The sequence below is a fragment of the Bradyrhizobium sp. AZCC 1578 genome (assembly GCF_036924675.1).
GTDB lineage: Bacteria > Pseudomonadota > Alphaproteobacteria > Rhizobiales > Xanthobacteraceae > Bradyrhizobium.
Genome location: NZ_JAZHRZ010000001.1, coordinates 2617660 through 2635286, shown reverse-complemented (window position 1 = coordinate 2635286; position 17627 = coordinate 2617660). Strand labels below are relative to the sequence as shown.

Here is a 17627-nt window from a genome sequence, read left to right as displayed (position 1 = left end):
GTCATCGCTCACGCTCCCAGCCGATAGACGCGCGCGGCCGTCGTTCTCAGAATGGCATCGCTTTGATCGGCGCGAAGCGAAGCCGTCGCGGCGAGATAGGCGTCGATCAGTTCACGATAAGTTGTCCAGAGTTTTTCGATCGGAAAATTGGAGCCGAACAGGCAGCGGTCGGCACCGAAGATCGCGACCGTCTCGGTGAGAACACCGGCTACATGCGCAGGGTCGTTGCGGTGGATGAACGTGCCGAGGCCGGACAGTTTTGAGACGACGTTCGGACAGGCCGCAAGTCGGGTCATCCCGGCGCGCCACGCGGATCGGCCTTGCGGCGAGAGGTCTTCCGGCATGCCGGCGTGCTGCAGGATGAAGGTCACATCGGGACACGCTTCGGCGAGACCCGCGGCATCGGCCATCTGCGGCGCAAACACCTGCAGATCGAAGCTGAAACCATAGTGGGCGAGATGCGTGATGTTGCGCCGGATCTTTGGATCGGCGCAGAGGTCGGGCCGCGCCGCAAAACGATAAAGCGGGTTGTCGTGCCAGTGCAGTTGCATGCGCACGCCCCGCACGAGGGGATAGCGGGCCAAACGGTCGAGTTGCGGGCGGACATCGTCGACGTTGAAATTGGCATAGGAGACGATGGCGTGCGGCCAGCCATGGTCCTTTGCGGTCTCTTGCACCCAGGCCGTTTCATCCTCGAAACGGTCGTTGGCCCAGTTGGTCTGCACATAGACCGAACGCGTTACGCCGGAACCTGCGAGGTCAGCGAGATATTCCTGGATCGGATAGTCGCGTCGGATCGGCTCGTAGGGGCCGAAGATGCGCGGCTGCATCGGGCCAACCAGCCACGGCAGGTCGGCCTGACGCCAGACGTGGTGATGGGCATCGACGATATCGGTCACGCGGCCTTCCTTTGTCCAAGCGAGAGTACATGCGAAACGATCGCGGCCGTGGATCCGCCATCGACCAGATCGTCCACAAAACGGCGAATCGCGATCAGGGCTTCGGTCTGCGGCTGAAAGCCGGGGCCTGACGCTAGCGGCGTCAGCCAGCTCAGGCGCCAGGCGCGCCGCGATAGTTTTGCCACCGCGTCGCGTAGCGCCGAGGGATCGCCACGTTCGAGGCCGTCGGAGAGGATGACGACGGCGGCGCCGCGCGCATAGCTGCCGAACCGCGGTACCGCCAGGAACGCCTGCAGCGCATCGCCGATGCGGGTGCCGCCGTCCCAATCGCTGACCAGATGCGCTGCGGCGAACAGCGCCTGCTCGCGGCGCTTGAGACGGAGGGCGCGCGTCACGCGGGTGAGCCTTGTGCCGAAGGTGAATACCTCGACGTTGGGAGCCGCATGCACCACGGCATGGGCGAGCTTCATATTGTCGTCCGTGCGCCCTTTCATCGAACCCGAGACGTCGATCAAGAGCAGCACCTTGCGCGGACGGGTGCGCCGCTTGAGACGGCCGAGCCGCAGCACCTCGCCATCGTCGCGCACGCTGTCGCGCAAGGTTCGCCGCAGATCGGCCCAGGGCCCGCGCCGGGCGCGCCTGCGCCGGTGGCCGCGGCGTCGCGGTAGTCGGGCAGGGGCTTCGCGTGACAGCCGACGCAAGGCCTCGCCAATTTGGCTTGGCGCGAAGCGGCGTTCGACCAGCGCCTCCGCGCGGGCCGCAGCAAGCCCTGACTCGTTAGCGTCATCGGCGAGCAACGTTTCATCCTCGCCGCGTCCTTCCTCGTGCAGGCGAACCACTTCCTCATCTTCGGCGCCGGCATGGTCGATCGCCTCGCTGCCGAGGAAATGGATGTCGAACAGCCGGTCGTAGGTCGCGCGCCGCTCGGGTGGCGGCGCGAGCGTTGCCAATCCGGCCTGCCGGATGGCTTCGAGGCTGCGCGGACCCAGCAACTCGATGGCGGCCAGGAACGTCGTCGTCTGTTCCGGCGCCACGGCAAAACCGTTGGCGCGCAATAGAGCGACAAAGGACACGAAGACGCCGGCAGCACGTGGCAATTGAGGTTCGTCGCTCACGCGGCAGCCTCCGCAATAAGGGCGTCGAGCCGGCCGGAGATGAAGGTGAGGTCCTCCTCGTCCTTCAGTGCAACCCCGATCGAGCGCTTGAACGCGTCCGGCCAGCGGGCGCCGCGCGCGTGCAGTAGTGTGGCGGCTTCGGCCCAGTCCACAGCTTCGGCAATGCCTGGCGCCTTGCTCAATGGTTCGCGTCGCAACCGGCCGACGGCGGCGACGACCGCGCGCGCGGTCGCCTCGGCGACACTGGAAGCCCGCATCATGACGATCCGCGCCTCGCGCTCGGCGGTGGGATATTCGATCCAGTGGTAGACGCAGCGGCGGCGCAACGCCTCGTGCAGATCGCGGGTGCGGTTCGAGGTCAGCACGACGACGGGGCGCTCGGCGGCGCGGACGGTGCCGCGTTCGGGAATCGAAATCTGGAAGTCGGAGAGGAATTCCAGCAGAAACGCCTCGAATTCCTGGTCGGCGCGGTCGATTTCATCGATCAGCAGCACGGTGGAGTCGGGCGCGCGCAAGGCGGCCAGCATCGGCCGCTCGATCAGAAAAGTCTCGCCATAGATGTCGATGCTCTCTTCGCCGGCCTGGCGGATCGCGAGCATCTGGCGCGGGTAGTTCCATTCGTAAAGCGCGGCTGATGCGTCGATGCCCTCGTAGCATTGCAGCCGGATCAGGCGGCGGCCGAGCACGGCGGCGATGGCTTTTGCAGCTTCGGTCTTGCCGACACCCGGCGCGCCTTCGAGCAGGAGCGGCTTGCCGAGCGCGAGTGCAAGATAGGCCGCCGTCGCCAAGCCATCGTCGGCGAGGTAGTACGCCGTCCGCAGCGCCCTTTCGAGCGCCTCCGGGCTGTCGATGCCGACGATATTGCCGCGGACCGTCATGCCTGACCTCAGCGCCTCGCTTGCGGCCGCGCGCCGCCCTGTGCCCTGATGGCCCGCAAGACTTTTTCAGGCGTGATCGGCAATTCATCCATCCGCACGCCGACCGCGTTGAAGATGGCGTTGGCGACCGCAGGCAGCACCGGGTTTGCGCACATCTCGCCAGGGCCCTTGGCGCCGAACGGGCCGTCGGCCGCAGGGCGTTCCAGCACCGCAATATCGTGCGGACAGGTGTCGCCGGGGCCGGGCATCAGATATTCGACGAAATCGCGCGGACCATGCGCCGGGTCGGGATAATAGGGTTCGGGTGTTTCAAAGAGCGCGTGGCTGATTCCCATCCAGGCGCCGCCGACGAGCTGCTGCTCCACCAGCCGCGGATTGAGCGCGCGGCCGAGTTCGTATGCACTGTCCATGCGCACCATCCCGACCTCGCCGGTCTCGTCGTCAACCTCGACCTCGGCGACCAGGCAAGCGTGCGCATAGCAAGTCGCAGGTGACATCTCGCCGGTCTCGGGGTTCACCTCGGACAGCGGCACCAGAAAGATGCCGCGGCCTGAGATCGTCTTGCCTTGCTTGAACTGCGCGGCGATCGCGACATCCTTGGTGGAGATCGAGCGATGCGGCGCGCCCTTGACATGGATGTTGCCGCGACCGTCGGTTTCGAGGTCGGCGGCGTTGACCTCCAATTCCTCCGCAGCGGCTTCCATCATGACGCCACGCGCCTCTTTCGCCGCCGCCATCACCGCATTGCCGACCCGATGCGTGCCGCGCGAGGCGAACGAGCCCATGCAGTGCGGTCCGGTGTCGGAATCGGCGGTGTCGACATAGACGTCCTCGACCGGCACGCCGAGCGTCTCGGCGCAAATCTGCCGCGTCACCGATTTCATGCCCTGGCCGAGGTCGATTGATGACAGCGACACCGTGAACTTGCCGCTGGGGTTGGAATGCACCAACGCCTGGCTGGGGTCGCCGCCAAGGTTCATGCCGATTGGATAGTTGACCGAAGCGATGCCGCGTCCACGATGCTTTGCCATGGTCAGCGCCTCCTGGTGCCGAAGACGGTAGAAAAGCGGGTGGCGCCATGCGACGGCGCCGGTGGCCGCGGGGGAGGCGGCGCCGGCGTGGGGGGCGGCGGTTGCTGGGTCGTTGCAGGAGGCGCGCGATCGTAGGTGGTTCGCTGCTGCACAGCCGCGGCGCGTTGGAGAACAGGTTCAAGCGGCGTCGGCGAAATCGCCGCCCGGATGCCGCCGCCATCCTTGCGCGACGACATCTGCTTGACCTCTTCGCGCAGCGGCCATTTTGCTTTCTCGGCGGCGACCTGGACGCATTCGATCAGCGCGGTGTTCTTGGCCTCGCGCCGGTGCGCCTTCATGTCGCCGTCGCGATAGGCGTTGAGGATGCGGAACTCCATCGGATCGATGCCGACGAGATGCGCGAGCTTGTCCATCTGGCATTCGAGCGCAAAGTCCATTGCCGTGACGCCGAAGCCGCGCATGGCGGTAGCAGGCGTCCGGTTGGTGAACACGCAGTAGACGTCGCCGTGGACGTTCGGGATCGTATAGGGGCCGGGCAGGTGGGCCACGCATTTGACGACGGCGTAGCTTGAAAGCCTTGTATAGGCACCGCTGTCGAAATAGGCGCGGATCTTGCGAGCGACGATGCGGCCGTCGCGCATCACGCCGTCCTTGATGTAGATGCGCTCGGCTCCGCGCGGCGAGCCGAACTGCATCTCTTCTTCGCGGCCGAGCTGATAGCGCACCGGGCGTCCGGTCAGCATCGCGCCGAGAATGGCGAGTGGTTCGGTGAGCGTGTCCACCTTGCCGCCGAAGCCGCCGCCGACGGTTCCGCCGATGAAGTGGAAGGTGTTGGAGGGGACGTCGAGGATTTTGGCGCAGGTGTCGAGCGAGAAGAACAGCGCCTGCGTCGAGGTATAGACGACATAGCGGCCGTTGGTGTCGGGGGCTGCGATCGAGCCGTTGGTCTCGGTCGGCGCATGCTCGATCGGCGACATCTGATAGCGCTGTTCGAGCACATGATCGGCCTCGGCAAAGCCGCGCTCGACGTCGCCGAAGCGCAGCTTCTGATGATCGTAGACGTCGTGATAGATGAAGGTGTTTTTTGGGTAGGTCTCGTTGACGACGGGCGCGCCCGGCTTCAGCGCCTCCTCGACGTCGAACACCGTCGGCAGCGGCTCGTAGTCGACGCGCACTTTCGCCATCGCCTCGTAAGCTTCGCGCGGGCTGTCGGCAACGATGGCGACGATCGGCTCGCCTTTGTAGCGCACCTTGTCGACCGCGAGCGACGGCTCGTCGTCCTTGCCGAAATTGATCAGGCTGAGCAGGGTGTTGAGGTTGCGCGGCACGTCGGCCCCGCGAATGATGCGCCGCACGCCGGGGGATCGTTCCGCTTCCATCGTATCGATGCGGCGCAAGCGGGCATGCGCGTGCGGGCTGCGCAGCACTTTGAGATGCAGCATGCCCTGCAGCTTATGGTCGTCGAAATAGGTCGAAGTGCCCGTGACATGGCCGAGCATGTCCTGGCGCTGCGTACCTTTCCCGATCTCCTTCAGGTTATCGTCGCGCTCGTCGGCGAAGATGTCCTTGCGCAGTTCCAGCATGGCGGTTCCCTCAGGCGCGGGCGCGTCCGCTCGTGGCGGCGGCGAGCACGGCATTGATGATCGGCTCGTAGCCCGTGCAGCGGCAGATATTGCCGGAGATCGCCTCGATGACCTCGGCGCGGGTTGGCGACGGATTGCGATCGAGCAGCGATTTGGCGGCCATCAGCATGCCCGGCGTGCAGTAGCCGCACTGGGCCGCGAACTGCTCCATGAAGGCGCGCTGCAGCGGATGCAGGTTGGGTCCGTCCTTCAGCCCGTCGAGCGTTTCGATCGAGCGGCCGTTCACGGTCTCCGCCAGCGTCAGGCAGGAAAGATGCAACTCGCCGTCGATCAGCACGCTGCAGGCGCCGCAGCCGCCCTGGCCGCAGCCGAACTTCGGCGTCATGTCGCCGATTCCTTCGCGGAGCGCGACCAGCAGATTGACGCCGCCGTCGACGAATAGCGCGACGTCGCGGCCATTGTGACGAAATTGCAGGGCGGTCTTGGTCATGAAGGCTTACTCCAGGCCGGACAACAGGCGGCGAAGATGAACGCCGACGATCTCGCGGCGATACCAGGCGCTGCCAAGGGCATTATCTGAGGGTGACACGCCTTCGGCGGCTACCGCCGCAGCGGCGTTGATCGCCGCGTCGTCAAGCGCGCGGCCCTCCAGCGCCCGCTCGGCGGCCCTTGCGCGAATTTGCGTTGCGGCCATCGAGCCGAGCGCGATGCGCGCACCTGAGACGCGGCCGCCGCTCGAAGGCAGGTGCGCCGCCAGCGTAATCACCGAGCCGCCCTTCGGCTTGATGCGGGCGATCTTGCGATAGCGGAAGGCGTCGGCGCTTGCAGGCCGCTGACACGCGACCGCCAGCACCAGCGCGCCGCTCTGCCGTTCGCGGGATTGCAGGAACTCTTCGATTGGCATGTCGCGGGCGCCAAGACCGCCCTGGACGGAGACTGTCGCGTCGAGCGCCAGCAGGGCGACGGTGAAGTCGCCGTAGGGGCTGGGCGCGAACAGATTGCCGCCTACGGTGCCCATGTTGCGCACGGCCGGCCCGCCGATCGAGCGCGCAGGCGCGTGCAGAAAGGCGAGTTCGCGCTCGGCCAGAATTCTCGCAAAAGTGACGCCGGCGCCGATCGTGACGCGCGAGCTTGCGACGTCGATGCGGGTCAGCGCCAGGTCGGTCGCGCGCACGACGGTGGAGATCGAGACATCGCCCTCGTTGAGGGCGCGCATGACGAGGGTGCCGCCGCCGAGATAGCGCGCGCTGCGGTCGGACGACAACGCCGACGCCGCCTCGCCAAAATTCGCGAATGTCTTCACCGTGACGGGCATGGCTTCACCTCCGCTTTCATGCGGCCTCCTTCAGGTGCCGGCGAATGGCGTCGAAGCCGGCTTGATAGATCTGTTCCGCGACCATCTGCGTCAGCCGCTCGGCATCGGCAGGCCGCGTGGTGAACCTGGATTCCCAATGCCAAAACGTGCGGTCACCGTCGGTGACCGGCAGCAGGCGGACATGGGCGACATAATTGAACATCGGGATCGGCGTATCGAGCAGGCAATAGCTGAAGGTCTGTTCGAGGTCGGATAGGGCGAGCAGTTGTTCGCGCAGCTCCGAGCCGTCCTGCAGCTTGAAGCGCCGCACGCAGCCGATCTTGTCGGCGGCCTGTGCGCGCTCGATCGTGCTGGTGGCGACCTCAGGATGCCAGCGGTCGTGCCCGTTGAAATCGCGCAGCACATTCCAGACCGCGATTGTCGGCGCGTCGAGGATCGTGCTTTTGACGATATGCGGCACGCTAGCCTCCGAAGGCACGCTTGAGCGCATCAAAGCCGCCCTGGAACACGCCGGTCCCGATGTTGCTGACGAGTTCGTTCTCACGCTCGGGAGCGCAGTCGAACTCGGCCGTCCATTCCAGAAAGGTCTGGTCGCCGTCGGTCACGGGCGTCAGCCGCAGCGTCGCGACGTAGTTCTCCACGCCCATCGGGGACTCCAGGATGGAGTAGGTGCAGAACATGTCATAGTCGGAGAGCCCGAGCAGCTTTTCGCGGATACGATCGCCGTTGCGCAGGCGAAAATCCCGCACGCATCCGATCTTGTCCGCGGGCTCGCCGCCCTCGATGCGGCTCTCCGCAATCGCGGGATGCCAGTTCGGCAACCCGTTGAAGTCGCGCACGCGCGCCCAGACGCGGTCGTTGCGGGCGTTGACGACGGTGGAAACGTACACCCGGGCCATGACGCGTGCTCACCCTTTCTTGCGCGGTCCGCGTTCAGGGGCGGGTTCGCCGGGGCCGGGGACCGCAGGAGGCGCCTCGGACTTGCCTTCAAGCTTCCCTTGGCCGCCCTTACGCGCGGAGTCCCTGATGCCCTGCATATCGCGCGCTTCGCGAATGAGGCCGGGCATCTTGGCAAGGCTTCCGCCCTCGACGCCGATATCGGAAAGGATCGAGTCGATCAGCGGCGCCTGCACCCGGTAGCGCAGCGCCGAGTCGATCACCTCGTCGGTGGCGCTGCGACCGCCATTGCCACCGCCGCCGGCTCCATTGAGGCCGTCGACCTGAAGGATGCGGATGCCCTCGATCTTCTCCATCGGCTTGACGCTCTCGCGCACGATGCCCTCGATACGGTCGAGCAGCTTGCGACGGAACAGCGAGTAGCGCGCCTGGTCGGTGAGCACGTTCTCGGCCTCGTTGAGCAGCCGCTGCGCCTCGGCTTCGACCGCGGCGCGCACGCGTTCGGCGTCGGCAGCGATACGGGTCTCCTCGGCCCGCTTCTCCGCCAGCAGCACCTCGACGGTCTTTTGTCGTTTGGCGATCTCGCTTTCGCGGGCGGTGACGACGCGCTCGGCCGCTTCGGTCGCCCGCACCCGCGCATCCTCGGCGGCCACCTTGGCGGCAGACTCCTCCAGCGATTTCTGATAAAGGGCGATCGCCTTCTCCATCAGCGCCGTTTCGACGTCCTTCTCGCGATTGACCTCGAGTTTCCGCAAGTCTCGCTCGCGGCCGATACGGGCTTCGTCGAGGCCGCGATCGGCGGCGATGCGCGCCCGCTCGACTTCCTCGCGGGAAGCAATCTCGGCTTCCTGCAGCGCCTGGACACGGCCGACTTCAAGCTGCTCGATCGCGCGCCGGCGTGCCAGCCGGGCGGCCTCCAGTGCCTGTTCACGCGAGACGTCCGTGGTCTCGACTTCCTTGCGCGCGTTGATCTCGGCCTGCTTGACCTGGCGATCGGCGTCGATGCGCTCGGAGCGCTTGGCGGCGAGCGCAATCACGCGCTCCTCGTCGGCGATCTCGACCGCCTTCTTCTGATCGATATTGAGCACCTCGCGGGTTTTCGACGAGGCAATACGCTCGGCTTCGAGCGCCAGCTCGACCTCGACGCGGCGCCGCTCGATCGCGTCACGCCGCTTGAGTTCGGCGGCCTCGATGGCTTCGGTACGCTCGATCTCGAGTCCCCTTGTTTCTCGTTCGGCCCGAATACGCTGCGCGGCGACGACCTTCTCCTGGGAGATGCGGGCGGCCTCGATCGCTTCGCGCGAGGCGATATCGGCCTCCTCGACGGCGCGGTTGCGCGCGATTTCGAGCGAGCGAACGCGTTCTTCCTGGGCGATGCGGGAGGCTTCGGTCGCCTCTCGCGCCGAGATACTTGCGACCTCGAGCGCCTGGTTGCGCTCGATTTCCAGCTTGCGCGTGGTGTGCTCGGCGGCGATCCGCTCGGCTGCGAGTGTCCGTTCGCGTGCGATCCGTGCGGCTTCCACGGCCTTCTGCGCCTCGATCTCCGCTTCCTGGATCGTGCGGACCTGCTGGATTTCCAGCGCGCGGGTGCGCTCGTCGGACGCAATGCGTTCGACGTTGACGATCGTGGTCTGGGCGATGCGTGCTTTTTCGGTCGCCTCGCGCGCCGCGATCTCGGCTTCTTCGACCGCGCGGGTGCGCTCGATCTCGCGCCGGCGGGTTTCTTCCTCGTTGGCGATCCGCGCGTCGGTGACGGCGCGGTCCTGCTGGATGCGCGCCTTCTCGATTGCTTCGCGTGCCGTGATCTCGGCCTCCTCGACGGTCCGCGTGCGCTCGATGTCGCGCTGCCGCACCTCTCGCTCGGAAGCGATGCGGGCGGTATCGACCGCGCGCTGATTGGCGATCTTGGCCTTTTCGATTTCCTCGCGCGCCAGCAGCTCCTTCTCCTCGACGGCGCGCGTGCGCTCGATCTCGCGGTGCCTTGTTTCGCGCTCGGAGGCGATCCGCGCTTCGGCAATGGCGAGTTCGTTGGCGATGCGCGCCTTTTCGATCGCCTCGCGGGCGGCGATCTGCGCCTGCTCGGCTTCGGTCTCGCGCAACGCGCGCTCGCGAGCTACTTCGGTGCGCTGCAGCGCCCGGCGCATCTCGATGTCGCGTTCCTGTTCGAGGCGGGCGGTCTCGCTCTCGCGCTCGATCTCCAATGCCTGCCGCTCGGCATCGAGGTTGCGGGCTCGGATCTTGATCATCGAATCCTGTTCGATGTCGTTGCGCAGCTTGCGCTTGGCCTCGATGTCCTCCATCAGCCGGGTGAGGCCCTCGGCGTCGAAGCGGTTCGACGGATTGAAATATTCGAGGTCCGTCTGGTCGAGATCGGTGATGGCAACCGATTCGAGTTCAAGTCCGTTCTGGGCCAGCGCTTCGGCAGCGGCAGCTTTCACTCGCGCGACATATTCGCCGCGCTGCTCGTGCATCTGCTCCATGGTCATTTCGGCGGCCACTGAACGTATGGCGGAGACGAACTTGCCGGAAAGCAGGGCGTGCAACTGCTCCGGCTCGAGAGTGCGCCGCCCGAGCGTGGCGGCGGCGATCGCGACGGCTTCACGGGTCGGCTGCACGCGCACGTAAAAATCGGCCTCGATGTCGATCCGCATGCGGTCGCGGGTAATCACCGCATCATGCTTGGCCCGCACGATGCCCATCGGCAGCACGTTCATGTTGACGGGCGTGTAGTCGTGAATGAACGGCAGCACGAAGGCGCCGCCGTTGATCACCACGCGCTCGCCCAGGAGACCGGTGCGGACGAAGGACACTTCCTTCGACGATCGGTGGTAGAGCCAGTTCACGATATAAACGACAATGGCGATCACGATGATCGCGACGATGAGCCAGAGGATCAATTCGCCAACCAGAGTCCCCGACATCTCTTCCTCCCTTTGGTCTCGGCGTTATCGCGCGCCGATCGCCTTGAATTTACGAACCTGTTCGGTGAGCGCCCGCTCCACCGGCAGGCGCTCCATCGAGGAGGCGCCGTAGAAGCCGTGGCACTTGCGCGTATGTTTCATGATGAAGTCGGCGTCGGCGGGCTCGGCGATCGGGCCGCCATGGGCCAGAACCAAAATGTCCGGATTGACGCTGAGCGCGGCTGCTGCCCAGGTGTCGATCTGTTCCGGACAGTCTTCGAGCTTCGGCGCGGTATGCGCACCGATCGCGCCGCCGGTGGTCAGGCCGAGATGGCAGACGATGATGTCGGCGCCCGCGATCGCCATTGCCGCGGCTTCGCTCTCGCTGAACACATAGGGTGTCGTGAGCATGTCCTTGTCGCGTGCTTTGGCGATCATGTCGATCTCCAGCGCATAGGACATTCCGGTTTCCTCGAGGTTGGCACGGAATACGCCGTCGATCAGGCCGACGGTCGGAAAGTTCTGCACGCCGGCAAAGCCGAGCGCCTTCAACTGATCGAGAAAACTGTCCATGTCGCGGAACGGGTCGGTGCCGTTGACGCCCGCCAGTACCGGCGTCCGGGTGACGACGGGGAGCACTTCGCCAGCCATCTCCAGCACGATCGCGTTGGCGTCGCCATAGGGCATCAGTCCGGCGAGGGAGCCGCGTCCTGCCATGCGGTAGCGGCCGGAATTGTAGATCACGATCAGGTCGACACCGCCGGCTTCCTCGCATTTGGCCGATAGGCCGGTGCCCGCGCCGCCGCCCACGATCGGCTCGCCCTTGGCGGCCATGTTGCGAAACTTCTTCAGGATGGTTGAACGTTCGAACTTCGCCATGGTCACCTCGCGACTTTCCGACGTGTCCCCGGGCGTCCGATCAGAGGACGGAGCGCGTTGACGATGGCGGATGCAAATTCGGGTTCGTTGATGTGGCGCCTGATGCGGATGAGCTGGCGGTTGCCGGTCTGGCGCACGCTGCGTTCCAGCGCTGTAAACAGCGCCGCGTCGGCTTCCGGATCCCAGAACGGCTGGCTAGGGGCGTCGAGCGCGGAAACGCCGCCTTCCGGCAGGAAGAAGCGCACCGGCCCGTCCATCCGGTTGAGTTTTTCGCCGATCCAGCGGCCGATGCGGTCGTTCTCTTCCGGCGTGGTGCGCATCAAGGTCACCTGCGGATTGTGAACGTGGAATTTGCGCTGGCGGTAGCGTTCGGGGATGGTGTCGGGCGCACCGAAATTGACCATGTCGAGCGCGCCGACCGAACCGATGAAGGGGACGCGGCTGCGGATGATCGCGCCAAAGCGGTCGGCGGTTGCCGGGAACACGCCACCCATCAGGAGATCGCAGACTTCCGTCGTCGTGAGGTCGACGACGGCCGCGAGCATTCCGGAATCGACCAGCTTTTCCATCGAGCGGCCGCCGACGCCGGTGGCGTGGAAGACGAGACACTCGAAATCACTGCGGAGATCGGCGGCGATCTTCTGCACGGCTGGTGTTGTCACGCCAAACATGGTGATGCCGACAGCGGGCAACGCAACCCGCGCGTTACGCTCGGCCGCGCTTTGATTTTCGAGACGCGCCTTCACCATGCCGGCGATGGCGTTGGCGCCGTTGGCGAGCACGGCACGCGAGATCGAGTTGAGCCCCTGCACGTCGGTGACCGAATACATCATCGCGATATCGGCAGGTCCGACATAAGGGCCGACGTCTCCCGATGCGACGGATGAGATGATGAGTTTCGGCACGCCGACGGGAAGGCCGCGCATGCCCGGCGCGACCAGCGAGGCGCCGCCGGAGCCGCCGGCCGAAATGATGCCTGCGACACTGTTCTGACGGCGCAGCCAATTGGCGAAGGCATCGGCCATCGCGGTCACCGACGCGCCGCGGTCGGACCCGAACACGCTCGACCCGCCGCGGCCGTGGTTGAGCGCGATTTCCTGGGCGGAGACGTCGCAGGTGGCGAGCTTGCCGCTGGTGGACACGTCGACCAGGCGCGTCCGCAAACCGTGTCCGGCGATCACGTCGCGGACGAAGCGCAGCTCCTCGCCCTTGGTATCGAGAGTGCCAACGACGAGCACGACGGGCGGTCCCGATACGACGCTCGCGCCTATCTGACGCTTTTGCCGAGCTGCGTCTTCGATACGCGTAACTCCGGTCGAAAGCGTGCGCGCTGCAGCCTCAATGCGCGCAATCGGTGCCGGCTGCGACCAGCGCGTCGGCAGCGTGGGATTGGAGATATAGATGCGGATTGGCGCCGTGCCCGGGGCGCGCGGCGGGGAGGGGCGCGCCTTCTCCGCGCTCGCATCGGTAGCTTCAATATCCGCTTCCGGCTCGGCGTGGACTCCAACGACTCCCACACCGAGCAGACGTTGTTGCAACTCGCGGTCGGCGGCAAGGCGCGCGGAGTCGATGATGCGATTTATGCGGCCATTGACCATGATCGCGACGTTCTTCGAAATCGCCGTGGCAACGCCGATGTTCTGCTCGATCACCAGCACCGACATCTCGCCGTCTTCGGCAAGCCGCACCAGCATTTCCTCGACCTGGGCGACGATGACAGGCGCAAGGCCTTCGGTCGGCTCGTCCATGATGAGGAGGTGCGGATTGGTGAGAAGCGCGCGCGAGATCGCCAGCATCTGCTGTTCGCCGCCCGAGAGCTGGCCGCCACCATGATCTTTGCGCTCGGCAAGGCGGGGAAACGTCTCGTAGATGCGATCGATGGTCCAGACGCCGCGCCGCATCCCGGCCGCCAGCCGCAGATGTTCGTCCACGCTGAGCGAGCGCCACAGCCGTCGTCCTTGCGGTACGTAACCGACGCCTGCTTGCGCGATCCGGGCCGGGCTGAGGCGGGTGATGTCCTCGCCGCGGACGCGAACCGAACCACCGCTCGCCCGCAACAAGCCCATGATGGTCTTGCACAGCGTGGTCTTGCCCATGCCGTTGCGGCCGACCACCGAGAACACGCCGGAATCGAGAGTCAGGTCGACGCCCTGCAATGCATGGGAATGGCCGTAGTAAACGTCGAGACCCCGGACTTCGAGTGCAGGTGCTGAACGGCTGAAATCACTCATGGCCGGCCCCCAGATAGAGTTCCTGCACCTCCGGGTCGGCTTCGATCTCGTGCGGCAGGCCTTCTTTGAAGACACGGCCGTTGTGCATCATCGTGACGCTTTCGACGACGCGAAGCGCGACATCCATGTCGTGCTCGATGATGATGTAGCCGATATGGGCGGGCAGCGACGTCAGGATATCGATCAATTCGCGCCGCTCGGTGGGTGACAGGCCCGCGGCCGGTTCGTCGAACAGGATGAAGCGCGGCGCGCCGGCGAGCGCGAGCGCGATCTCGAGCTGCCGCTGCTGGCCATGGGCGAGTTCCGCGACCCGTTGCTCGCTGATTGATGTCAGGTGCACCGCCTGGATCAGTGCCTCTGTCGCATGCATGAGGGCATCGTTCGCCCCAGGGCGCAGCGGCGAGAATCGCCCGCGAGAAACGCCGCGGCAGGCGAGGTAGACGTTGTCCCTCACCGTAAGGCCGGGGAACAGTGCCGATATCTGGTACGTGCGGCGCAAGCCGCGCCTGATACGCTCATAAGGCGGGAAGTGGGTAATGTCCTCGCCGAAGAAGCGGATGGTGCCGGAGGACGGCGGAAAGTCGCCGGTCACGCAATTGAACAGTGTCGTCTTGCCGGCGCCGTTGGAGCCGAGAACGGCGCGGCGTTCGCCCGGACGAACCGTGATGGTGACGTCGGTCAGCGCCGCGAGCGCGCCGAACAGCCGGGTCACGCCGCGCAGCTCCAGCGCGGCGCCGGCGCCGACAGCAGAAAAGCGTGGCGCGGCGCTATCCATGGCCGTGGCCTCCGCCCGCACGTTTATCGACGGCGGCTGCGCCACGGCGCCACCGCTCCCATAGCCCGATCACGCCATCCGACGACCAGAACACGATGGCGAGGAAGCCGAGGCCGATCAGCAGCCGGAAGCGATTGCCGTCGAGCCCGAGCTTGACCAATAGATCGAGCGCGAAGGTGCGCAGGATGACGAAGATGAAGGCGCCGATGAAGGGTCCGATGGGGCGGGTGATGCCGCCGACTACAGCGATGATCAGGATGTCGATGCAGGCGCCGACGCTGACCGAGCCGGGCGAAATCTGCCGGTAGTTCCAGACCTGCAACACGCCGCCGAGTGCGGCGATGAAGGCCGCGAAGGCGTAGGCCGCTACGCGGTGCGCGTTAACATTGAAGCCGAGCGCCGCCATGCGGCGGGGATTGTCGCGCACGCCCTGCAGCGCGAGGCCGAACGGCGCGCGCGAGACATACTGAACGGCGAAGTAGCAAAATGCCGCGACGCCCAGCGTGACGTAATAGAAGGGGATATCGGAGCGCCAGTCGATGCCCCAGAAGCGCGGCGTGGCGATGGTGTTGATGCCGGTGTGGCCGCCGAAGATCGCCCAGTTCTGGTTGGTGAAATAGTAGAAGGCCGCGCCGATCGCGAGCGTGATCATGATGGTGTAGATGCCCTCGGTGCGCACCGCGAGCGCGCCACCGAGCGTGCCGAACGCGGTGGCCAGAATGAGCGCCATCGGCGTTGCGAGCCACCACGGCCAGCCGAGGCTGATATTGGTGTTGGCGCTCATCCCGAACACCGCAACCATGTAAGCGGCAAAGCCGGCGACGGTGAGCTGCATCAGGCTGACCATGCCGCCATAGCCCGCCAGGAACATCAGGCTGAGCGCGACGGTCCCGAGGATCAGCGTCGTGGCAAAGATCTCGATCAGGAAGAAGCCGCTGGCGATGAACGGCATGATCAAGAGGATCACGGCCACCAGCCAGACAGCCGGCTTGTTGAATTCCGGCCACGCCAACAACGCCGCTCGCGCTTCTGCCGGCTGACTGGTCTGAGGATGGGCGTCCTGGAGCAGCGACATGTCAGCGCCTCGCAAGCAGGCCCTGCGGCCGCAGCGCCAGCACCAGCACCATGATGAGGAAGGTCACGACAATCGCATAAGTCGGGATGTAGACGGAGCCGAGCTGCTCGGCGAGGCCGATGATGACGGCGCCCAGCGCCGCGCCCGGGATCGATCCCATGCCACCGACAATGACGACGACGAGGGAAGCCAGCAGAAAACGGGTATCCTCGCCGGGCGAAAGCGACTGAAAGGTTCCGCCGACGACGCCCGCGATGCCGGCAAGGCCGGCGCCAAGCGCGAACACGGCAACGAAGACGAGCTGGATAGGAACGCCGGTCGCCGCCAGCATGTCGCGGTCATCGACGCCGGCGCGCACCATCATGCCGACGCGGGTTCGGTTGAGCGCCAGCCACATCGCGATGCCGATCACGATCGCCGCGACCAGGATCACGAGCCGCACCAGCGGATAACGCAAATAGACCGCCTCACCCGACGATCTGACCGCGGTGACCAGCGGCAATTCGATCGGGCCGACCAGCCAGCTCGGCGTCTGGATCTGATAGAAGTCACCGCCGAAGGCCCACAGCATCAGATCGGCAAACACGATCGAGAGCCCGATCGTGACCATGGTCTGGCGCAGATCCTGCCCTTCCATGCGGCGGAAGACGCCGATCTGCAGGACGATGCCGACCAGCGCCACACCGAAAAATGCGATGATGAAGCCGAGGATCCAGGAACCGGTCCAGGCGCTGATGGCGTAACCGATGTAGCCGCCGAACAGATAAAGCGAGCCATGCGCCAGATTGACGTTGCGCATCAGGCCGAAGATGAGCGTGAAGCCGCTGGCCACCAGGAAGTAAAGGCTGCCGAGCGTGATGCCGTTGAACAGGGCGTTGAGAAAGACCCGCTTCCTGCCGATCGCCTCTTCAAGGCCGGGCGGCCAGACGGCAAGGATCAGCCACAACAGCACCGCGACGGCGATCAGCAGGATCAGCGCCCATGCCGGATGGCGTTCGATAAATCTTGTCACGGTAGCAGCCCGGCCGTCGCCATACCGTCCTCCCAGACGCCGCGGCCGTTTCGGCTCGCGTTTTGGGGCATCCTAACGGCGCCGCGGACCTTGCACTTGATTGTCAGTATCTTTTCGCGCCGGATACGCTCAGGGGCGCAAGACTTTGGCGGCGCGGCGGTATTCAGTCGGCGCCATCCCGACATTGGCCGCGAAGAAGCGGGTGAAGCCGCTCTGGGAGGAGAAGCCGAGATCGAAGCCGATATCGGCGATCGGCACTTCGGTCGCGACCAGGGCGTCCAGCGCCTGTTCCATGATCAGTGTATTGAGGTAGAGGTTTGGCGTGACGCCGGTCTGGGTGCGGAACAGCCGGTAGAAGTGCGGGCGCGACAGCCCGGAGGCCCGCGCGATCGAATCCAGCTCGATCTCGGCGCCCGGGCTTTCGGACATCAGCTTGATGGATTTGCGGACGCGAAAGTCGGTGACGGCGGTGGCGGTGCGCGTCTCCTGCACCGGCTCGGACGTCTGCCAGCTTTCGTCATAACAACTGTCGATCAACTGCCTGAGTTCGCAGTCGAGGCTGCTCAGCGAAGGCGCGCCGCACACCAGCGCGGCAGAGCGGCGAATATGCCTGTCGAGCGTGGCCGTACGCTTGAAGCAGGTGCGGCCGAACCGCAGGCTGTGGGCGCGGGCCGCGTCGGGGGCGAACCATTCGGCGTTAACGTAAAGCACGAAGAAGATCGCCCCGTTCTCCATGTCCGTCGGAACAAAATTGTGCGGTTCCCAGGGGTTGACGGCAACGATGGAGTCTTCCGCAAGCAGCCATCGCTCATCGCACACATCAATGCGGGCTGGCGTTCCACCGACATGAAAAATCAGGTGCCCTTCGCGATGCGCATGCATGTTGAAGGGGCGGTTCAACTGATAGACCGTCGCGCGACCGAACCGGCCGTGGAAGACGGCGAGAGCCTTGCTCATGCCTTCCCTCCCGCGGGATGTTCTTGTCTTTTCAATCAGCGTTCAACATCCGCCGCGAGAATGCAAGGGAAGATCACATG

The 17627-nt window shown here is 65.5% G+C and carries 16 protein-coding genes; all 16 read right to left on the bottom strand.

Annotation, left to right across the window (positions count from 1 at the left end; genetic code table 11):
- Positions 1-8 precede the first annotated feature (8 nt).
- Positions 9-899: an amidohydrolase family protein gene (locus tag V1290_RS12690; protein ID WP_334364713.1), complete on the bottom strand. Its 891-nt coding sequence runs from the start codon at positions 897-899 to the stop codon at positions 9-11.
- Positions 896-2014: a vWA domain-containing protein gene (locus V1290_RS12685; protein WP_334364712.1), complete on the bottom strand. Its 1119-nt coding sequence runs from the start codon at positions 2012-2014 to the stop codon at positions 896-898. The genes V1290_RS12690 and V1290_RS12685 overlap by 4 nt, the downstream gene beginning before the upstream one ends.
- Positions 2011-2892 carry an AAA family ATPase gene (locus tag V1290_RS12680; protein ID WP_334364711.1) on the bottom strand — a complete coding sequence of 294 codons (882 nt, stop codon included), beginning with the start codon at positions 2890-2892 and terminating at the stop codon, positions 2011-2013. Before V1290_RS12680 ends, V1290_RS12685 begins: the two co-directional genes overlap by 4 nt.
- A gap of 8 nt (positions 2893-2900) precedes the next feature.
- On the bottom strand, positions 2901-3923 hold the full coding sequence (locus V1290_RS12675) for a xanthine dehydrogenase family protein molybdopterin-binding subunit (RefSeq protein WP_334364710.1): 1023 nt from the start codon (positions 3921-3923) through the stop codon (positions 2901-2903).
- Between the two features lie 2 nt (positions 3924-3925).
- Entirely contained in the window at positions 3926-5506 is a 1581-nt protein-coding gene (locus V1290_RS12670) for a xanthine dehydrogenase family protein molybdopterin-binding subunit (protein ID WP_334364709.1), read from the bottom strand.
- Between the two features lie 10 nt (positions 5507-5516).
- On the bottom strand, positions 5517-5996 hold the full coding sequence (locus V1290_RS12665) for a (2Fe-2S)-binding protein (RefSeq protein WP_334364708.1): 480 nt from the start codon (positions 5994-5996) through the stop codon (positions 5517-5519).
- Between the two features lie 6 nt (positions 5997-6002).
- Complete coding sequence (locus V1290_RS12660; RefSeq protein WP_334364707.1) at positions 6003-6821, bottom strand: FAD binding domain-containing protein; 819 nt, start codon at positions 6819-6821, stop codon at positions 6003-6005.
- A 16-nt stretch (positions 6822-6837) separates the two neighbouring features.
- Positions 6838-7281: an SRPBCC family protein gene (locus tag V1290_RS12655; RefSeq protein ID WP_213289246.1), complete on the bottom strand. Its 444-nt coding sequence runs from the start codon at positions 7279-7281 to the stop codon at positions 6838-6840.
- A gap of 1 nt (position 7282) precedes the next feature.
- Positions 7283-7720, bottom strand: a complete 438-nt coding sequence (locus tag V1290_RS12650; protein WP_057842976.1) for an SRPBCC family protein — start codon at positions 7718-7720, stop codon at positions 7283-7285.
- 9 nt (positions 7721-7729) lie between these two features.
- The gene (locus V1290_RS12645) at positions 7730-10639 is read right to left on the bottom strand and encodes a flotillin family protein (protein WP_334364706.1); all 2910 of its coding nucleotides are present in this window, start codon (positions 10637-10639) and stop codon (positions 7730-7732) included.
- A 24-nt stretch (positions 10640-10663) separates the two neighbouring features.
- Positions 10664-11497: a phosphoenolpyruvate hydrolase family protein gene (locus tag V1290_RS12640; RefSeq protein ID WP_334364705.1), complete on the bottom strand. Its 834-nt coding sequence runs from the start codon at positions 11495-11497 to the stop codon at positions 10664-10666.
- Positions 11498-11499: 2 nt separating this feature from the next.
- Positions 11500-13728: an ABC transporter permease gene (locus tag V1290_RS12635; RefSeq protein WP_334364704.1), complete on the bottom strand. Its 2229-nt coding sequence runs from the start codon at positions 13726-13728 to the stop codon at positions 11500-11502.
- Entirely contained in the window at positions 13721-14503 is a 783-nt protein-coding gene (locus V1290_RS12630) for an ABC transporter ATP-binding protein (RefSeq protein ID WP_334364703.1), read from the bottom strand. The genes V1290_RS12635 and V1290_RS12630 overlap by 8 nt, the downstream gene beginning before the upstream one ends.
- Positions 14496-15578 (bottom strand): branched-chain amino acid ABC transporter permease, encoded by a 1083-nt coding sequence (locus tag V1290_RS12625; protein WP_334364702.1) that lies wholly within the window; start codon positions 15576-15578, stop codon positions 14496-14498. Before V1290_RS12625 ends, V1290_RS12630 begins: the two co-directional genes overlap by 8 nt.
- A 1-nt stretch (position 15579) precedes the next feature.
- Positions 15580-16590 carry a branched-chain amino acid ABC transporter permease gene (locus tag V1290_RS12620; protein ID WP_334364701.1) on the bottom strand — a complete coding sequence of 337 codons (1011 nt, stop codon included), beginning with the start codon at positions 16588-16590 and terminating at the stop codon, positions 15580-15582.
- Positions 16591-16719: 129 nt separating this feature from the next.
- Positions 16720-17547 (bottom strand): AraC family transcriptional regulator, encoded by an 828-nt coding sequence (locus tag V1290_RS12615; protein WP_065745730.1) that lies wholly within the window; start codon positions 17545-17547, stop codon positions 16720-16722.
- Between the last annotated feature and the right edge of the window lie 80 nt (positions 17548-17627).

What these genes read in the sequence shown, in the direction of transcription:
- V1290_RS12660 (WP_334364707.1), bottom strand. Translation starts at nt 6,821, where the DNA reads ATGCCCGTCACGGTGAAGACATTCGCGAATTTTGGCGAGGCGGCGTCG.
- V1290_RS12635 (WP_334364704.1), bottom strand. Translation starts at nt 13,728, where the DNA reads ATGAGTGATTTCAGCCGTTCAGCACCTGCACTCGAAGTCCGGGGTCTC.
- V1290_RS12640 (WP_334364705.1), bottom strand. Translation starts at nt 11,497, where the DNA reads ATGGCGAAGTTCGAACGTTCAACCATCCTGAAGAAGTTTCGCAACATG.
- V1290_RS12615 (WP_065745730.1), bottom strand. Translation starts at nt 17,547, where the DNA reads ATGAGCAAGGCTCTCGCCGTCTTCCACGGCCGGTTCGGTCGCGCGACG.
- V1290_RS12645 (WP_334364706.1), bottom strand. Translation starts at nt 10,639, where the DNA reads ATGTCGGGGACTCTGGTTGGCGAATTGATCCTCTGGCTCATCGTCGCG.
- V1290_RS12630 (WP_334364703.1), bottom strand. Translation starts at nt 14,503, where the DNA reads ATGGATAGCGCCGCGCCACGCTTTTCTGCTGTCGGCGCCGGCGCCGCG.
- V1290_RS12665 (WP_334364708.1), bottom strand. Translation starts at nt 5,996, where the DNA reads ATGACCAAGACCGCCCTGCAATTTCGTCACAATGGCCGCGACGTCGCG.
- V1290_RS12670 (WP_334364709.1), bottom strand. Translation starts at nt 5,506, where the DNA reads ATGCTGGAACTGCGCAAGGACATCTTCGCCGACGAGCGCGACGATAAC.
- V1290_RS12675 (WP_334364710.1), bottom strand. Translation starts at nt 3,923, where the DNA reads ATGGCAAAGCATCGTGGACGCGGCATCGCTTCGGTCAACTATCCAATC.
- V1290_RS12625 (WP_334364702.1), bottom strand. Translation starts at nt 15,578, where the DNA reads ATGTCGCTGCTCCAGGACGCCCATCCTCAGACCAGTCAGCCGGCAGAA.
- V1290_RS12650 (WP_057842976.1), bottom strand. Translation starts at nt 7,720, where the DNA reads ATGGCCCGGGTGTACGTTTCCACCGTCGTCAACGCCCGCAACGACCGC.
- V1290_RS12680 (WP_334364711.1), bottom strand. Translation starts at nt 2,892, where the DNA reads ATGACGGTCCGCGGCAATATCGTCGGCATCGACAGCCCGGAGGCGCTC.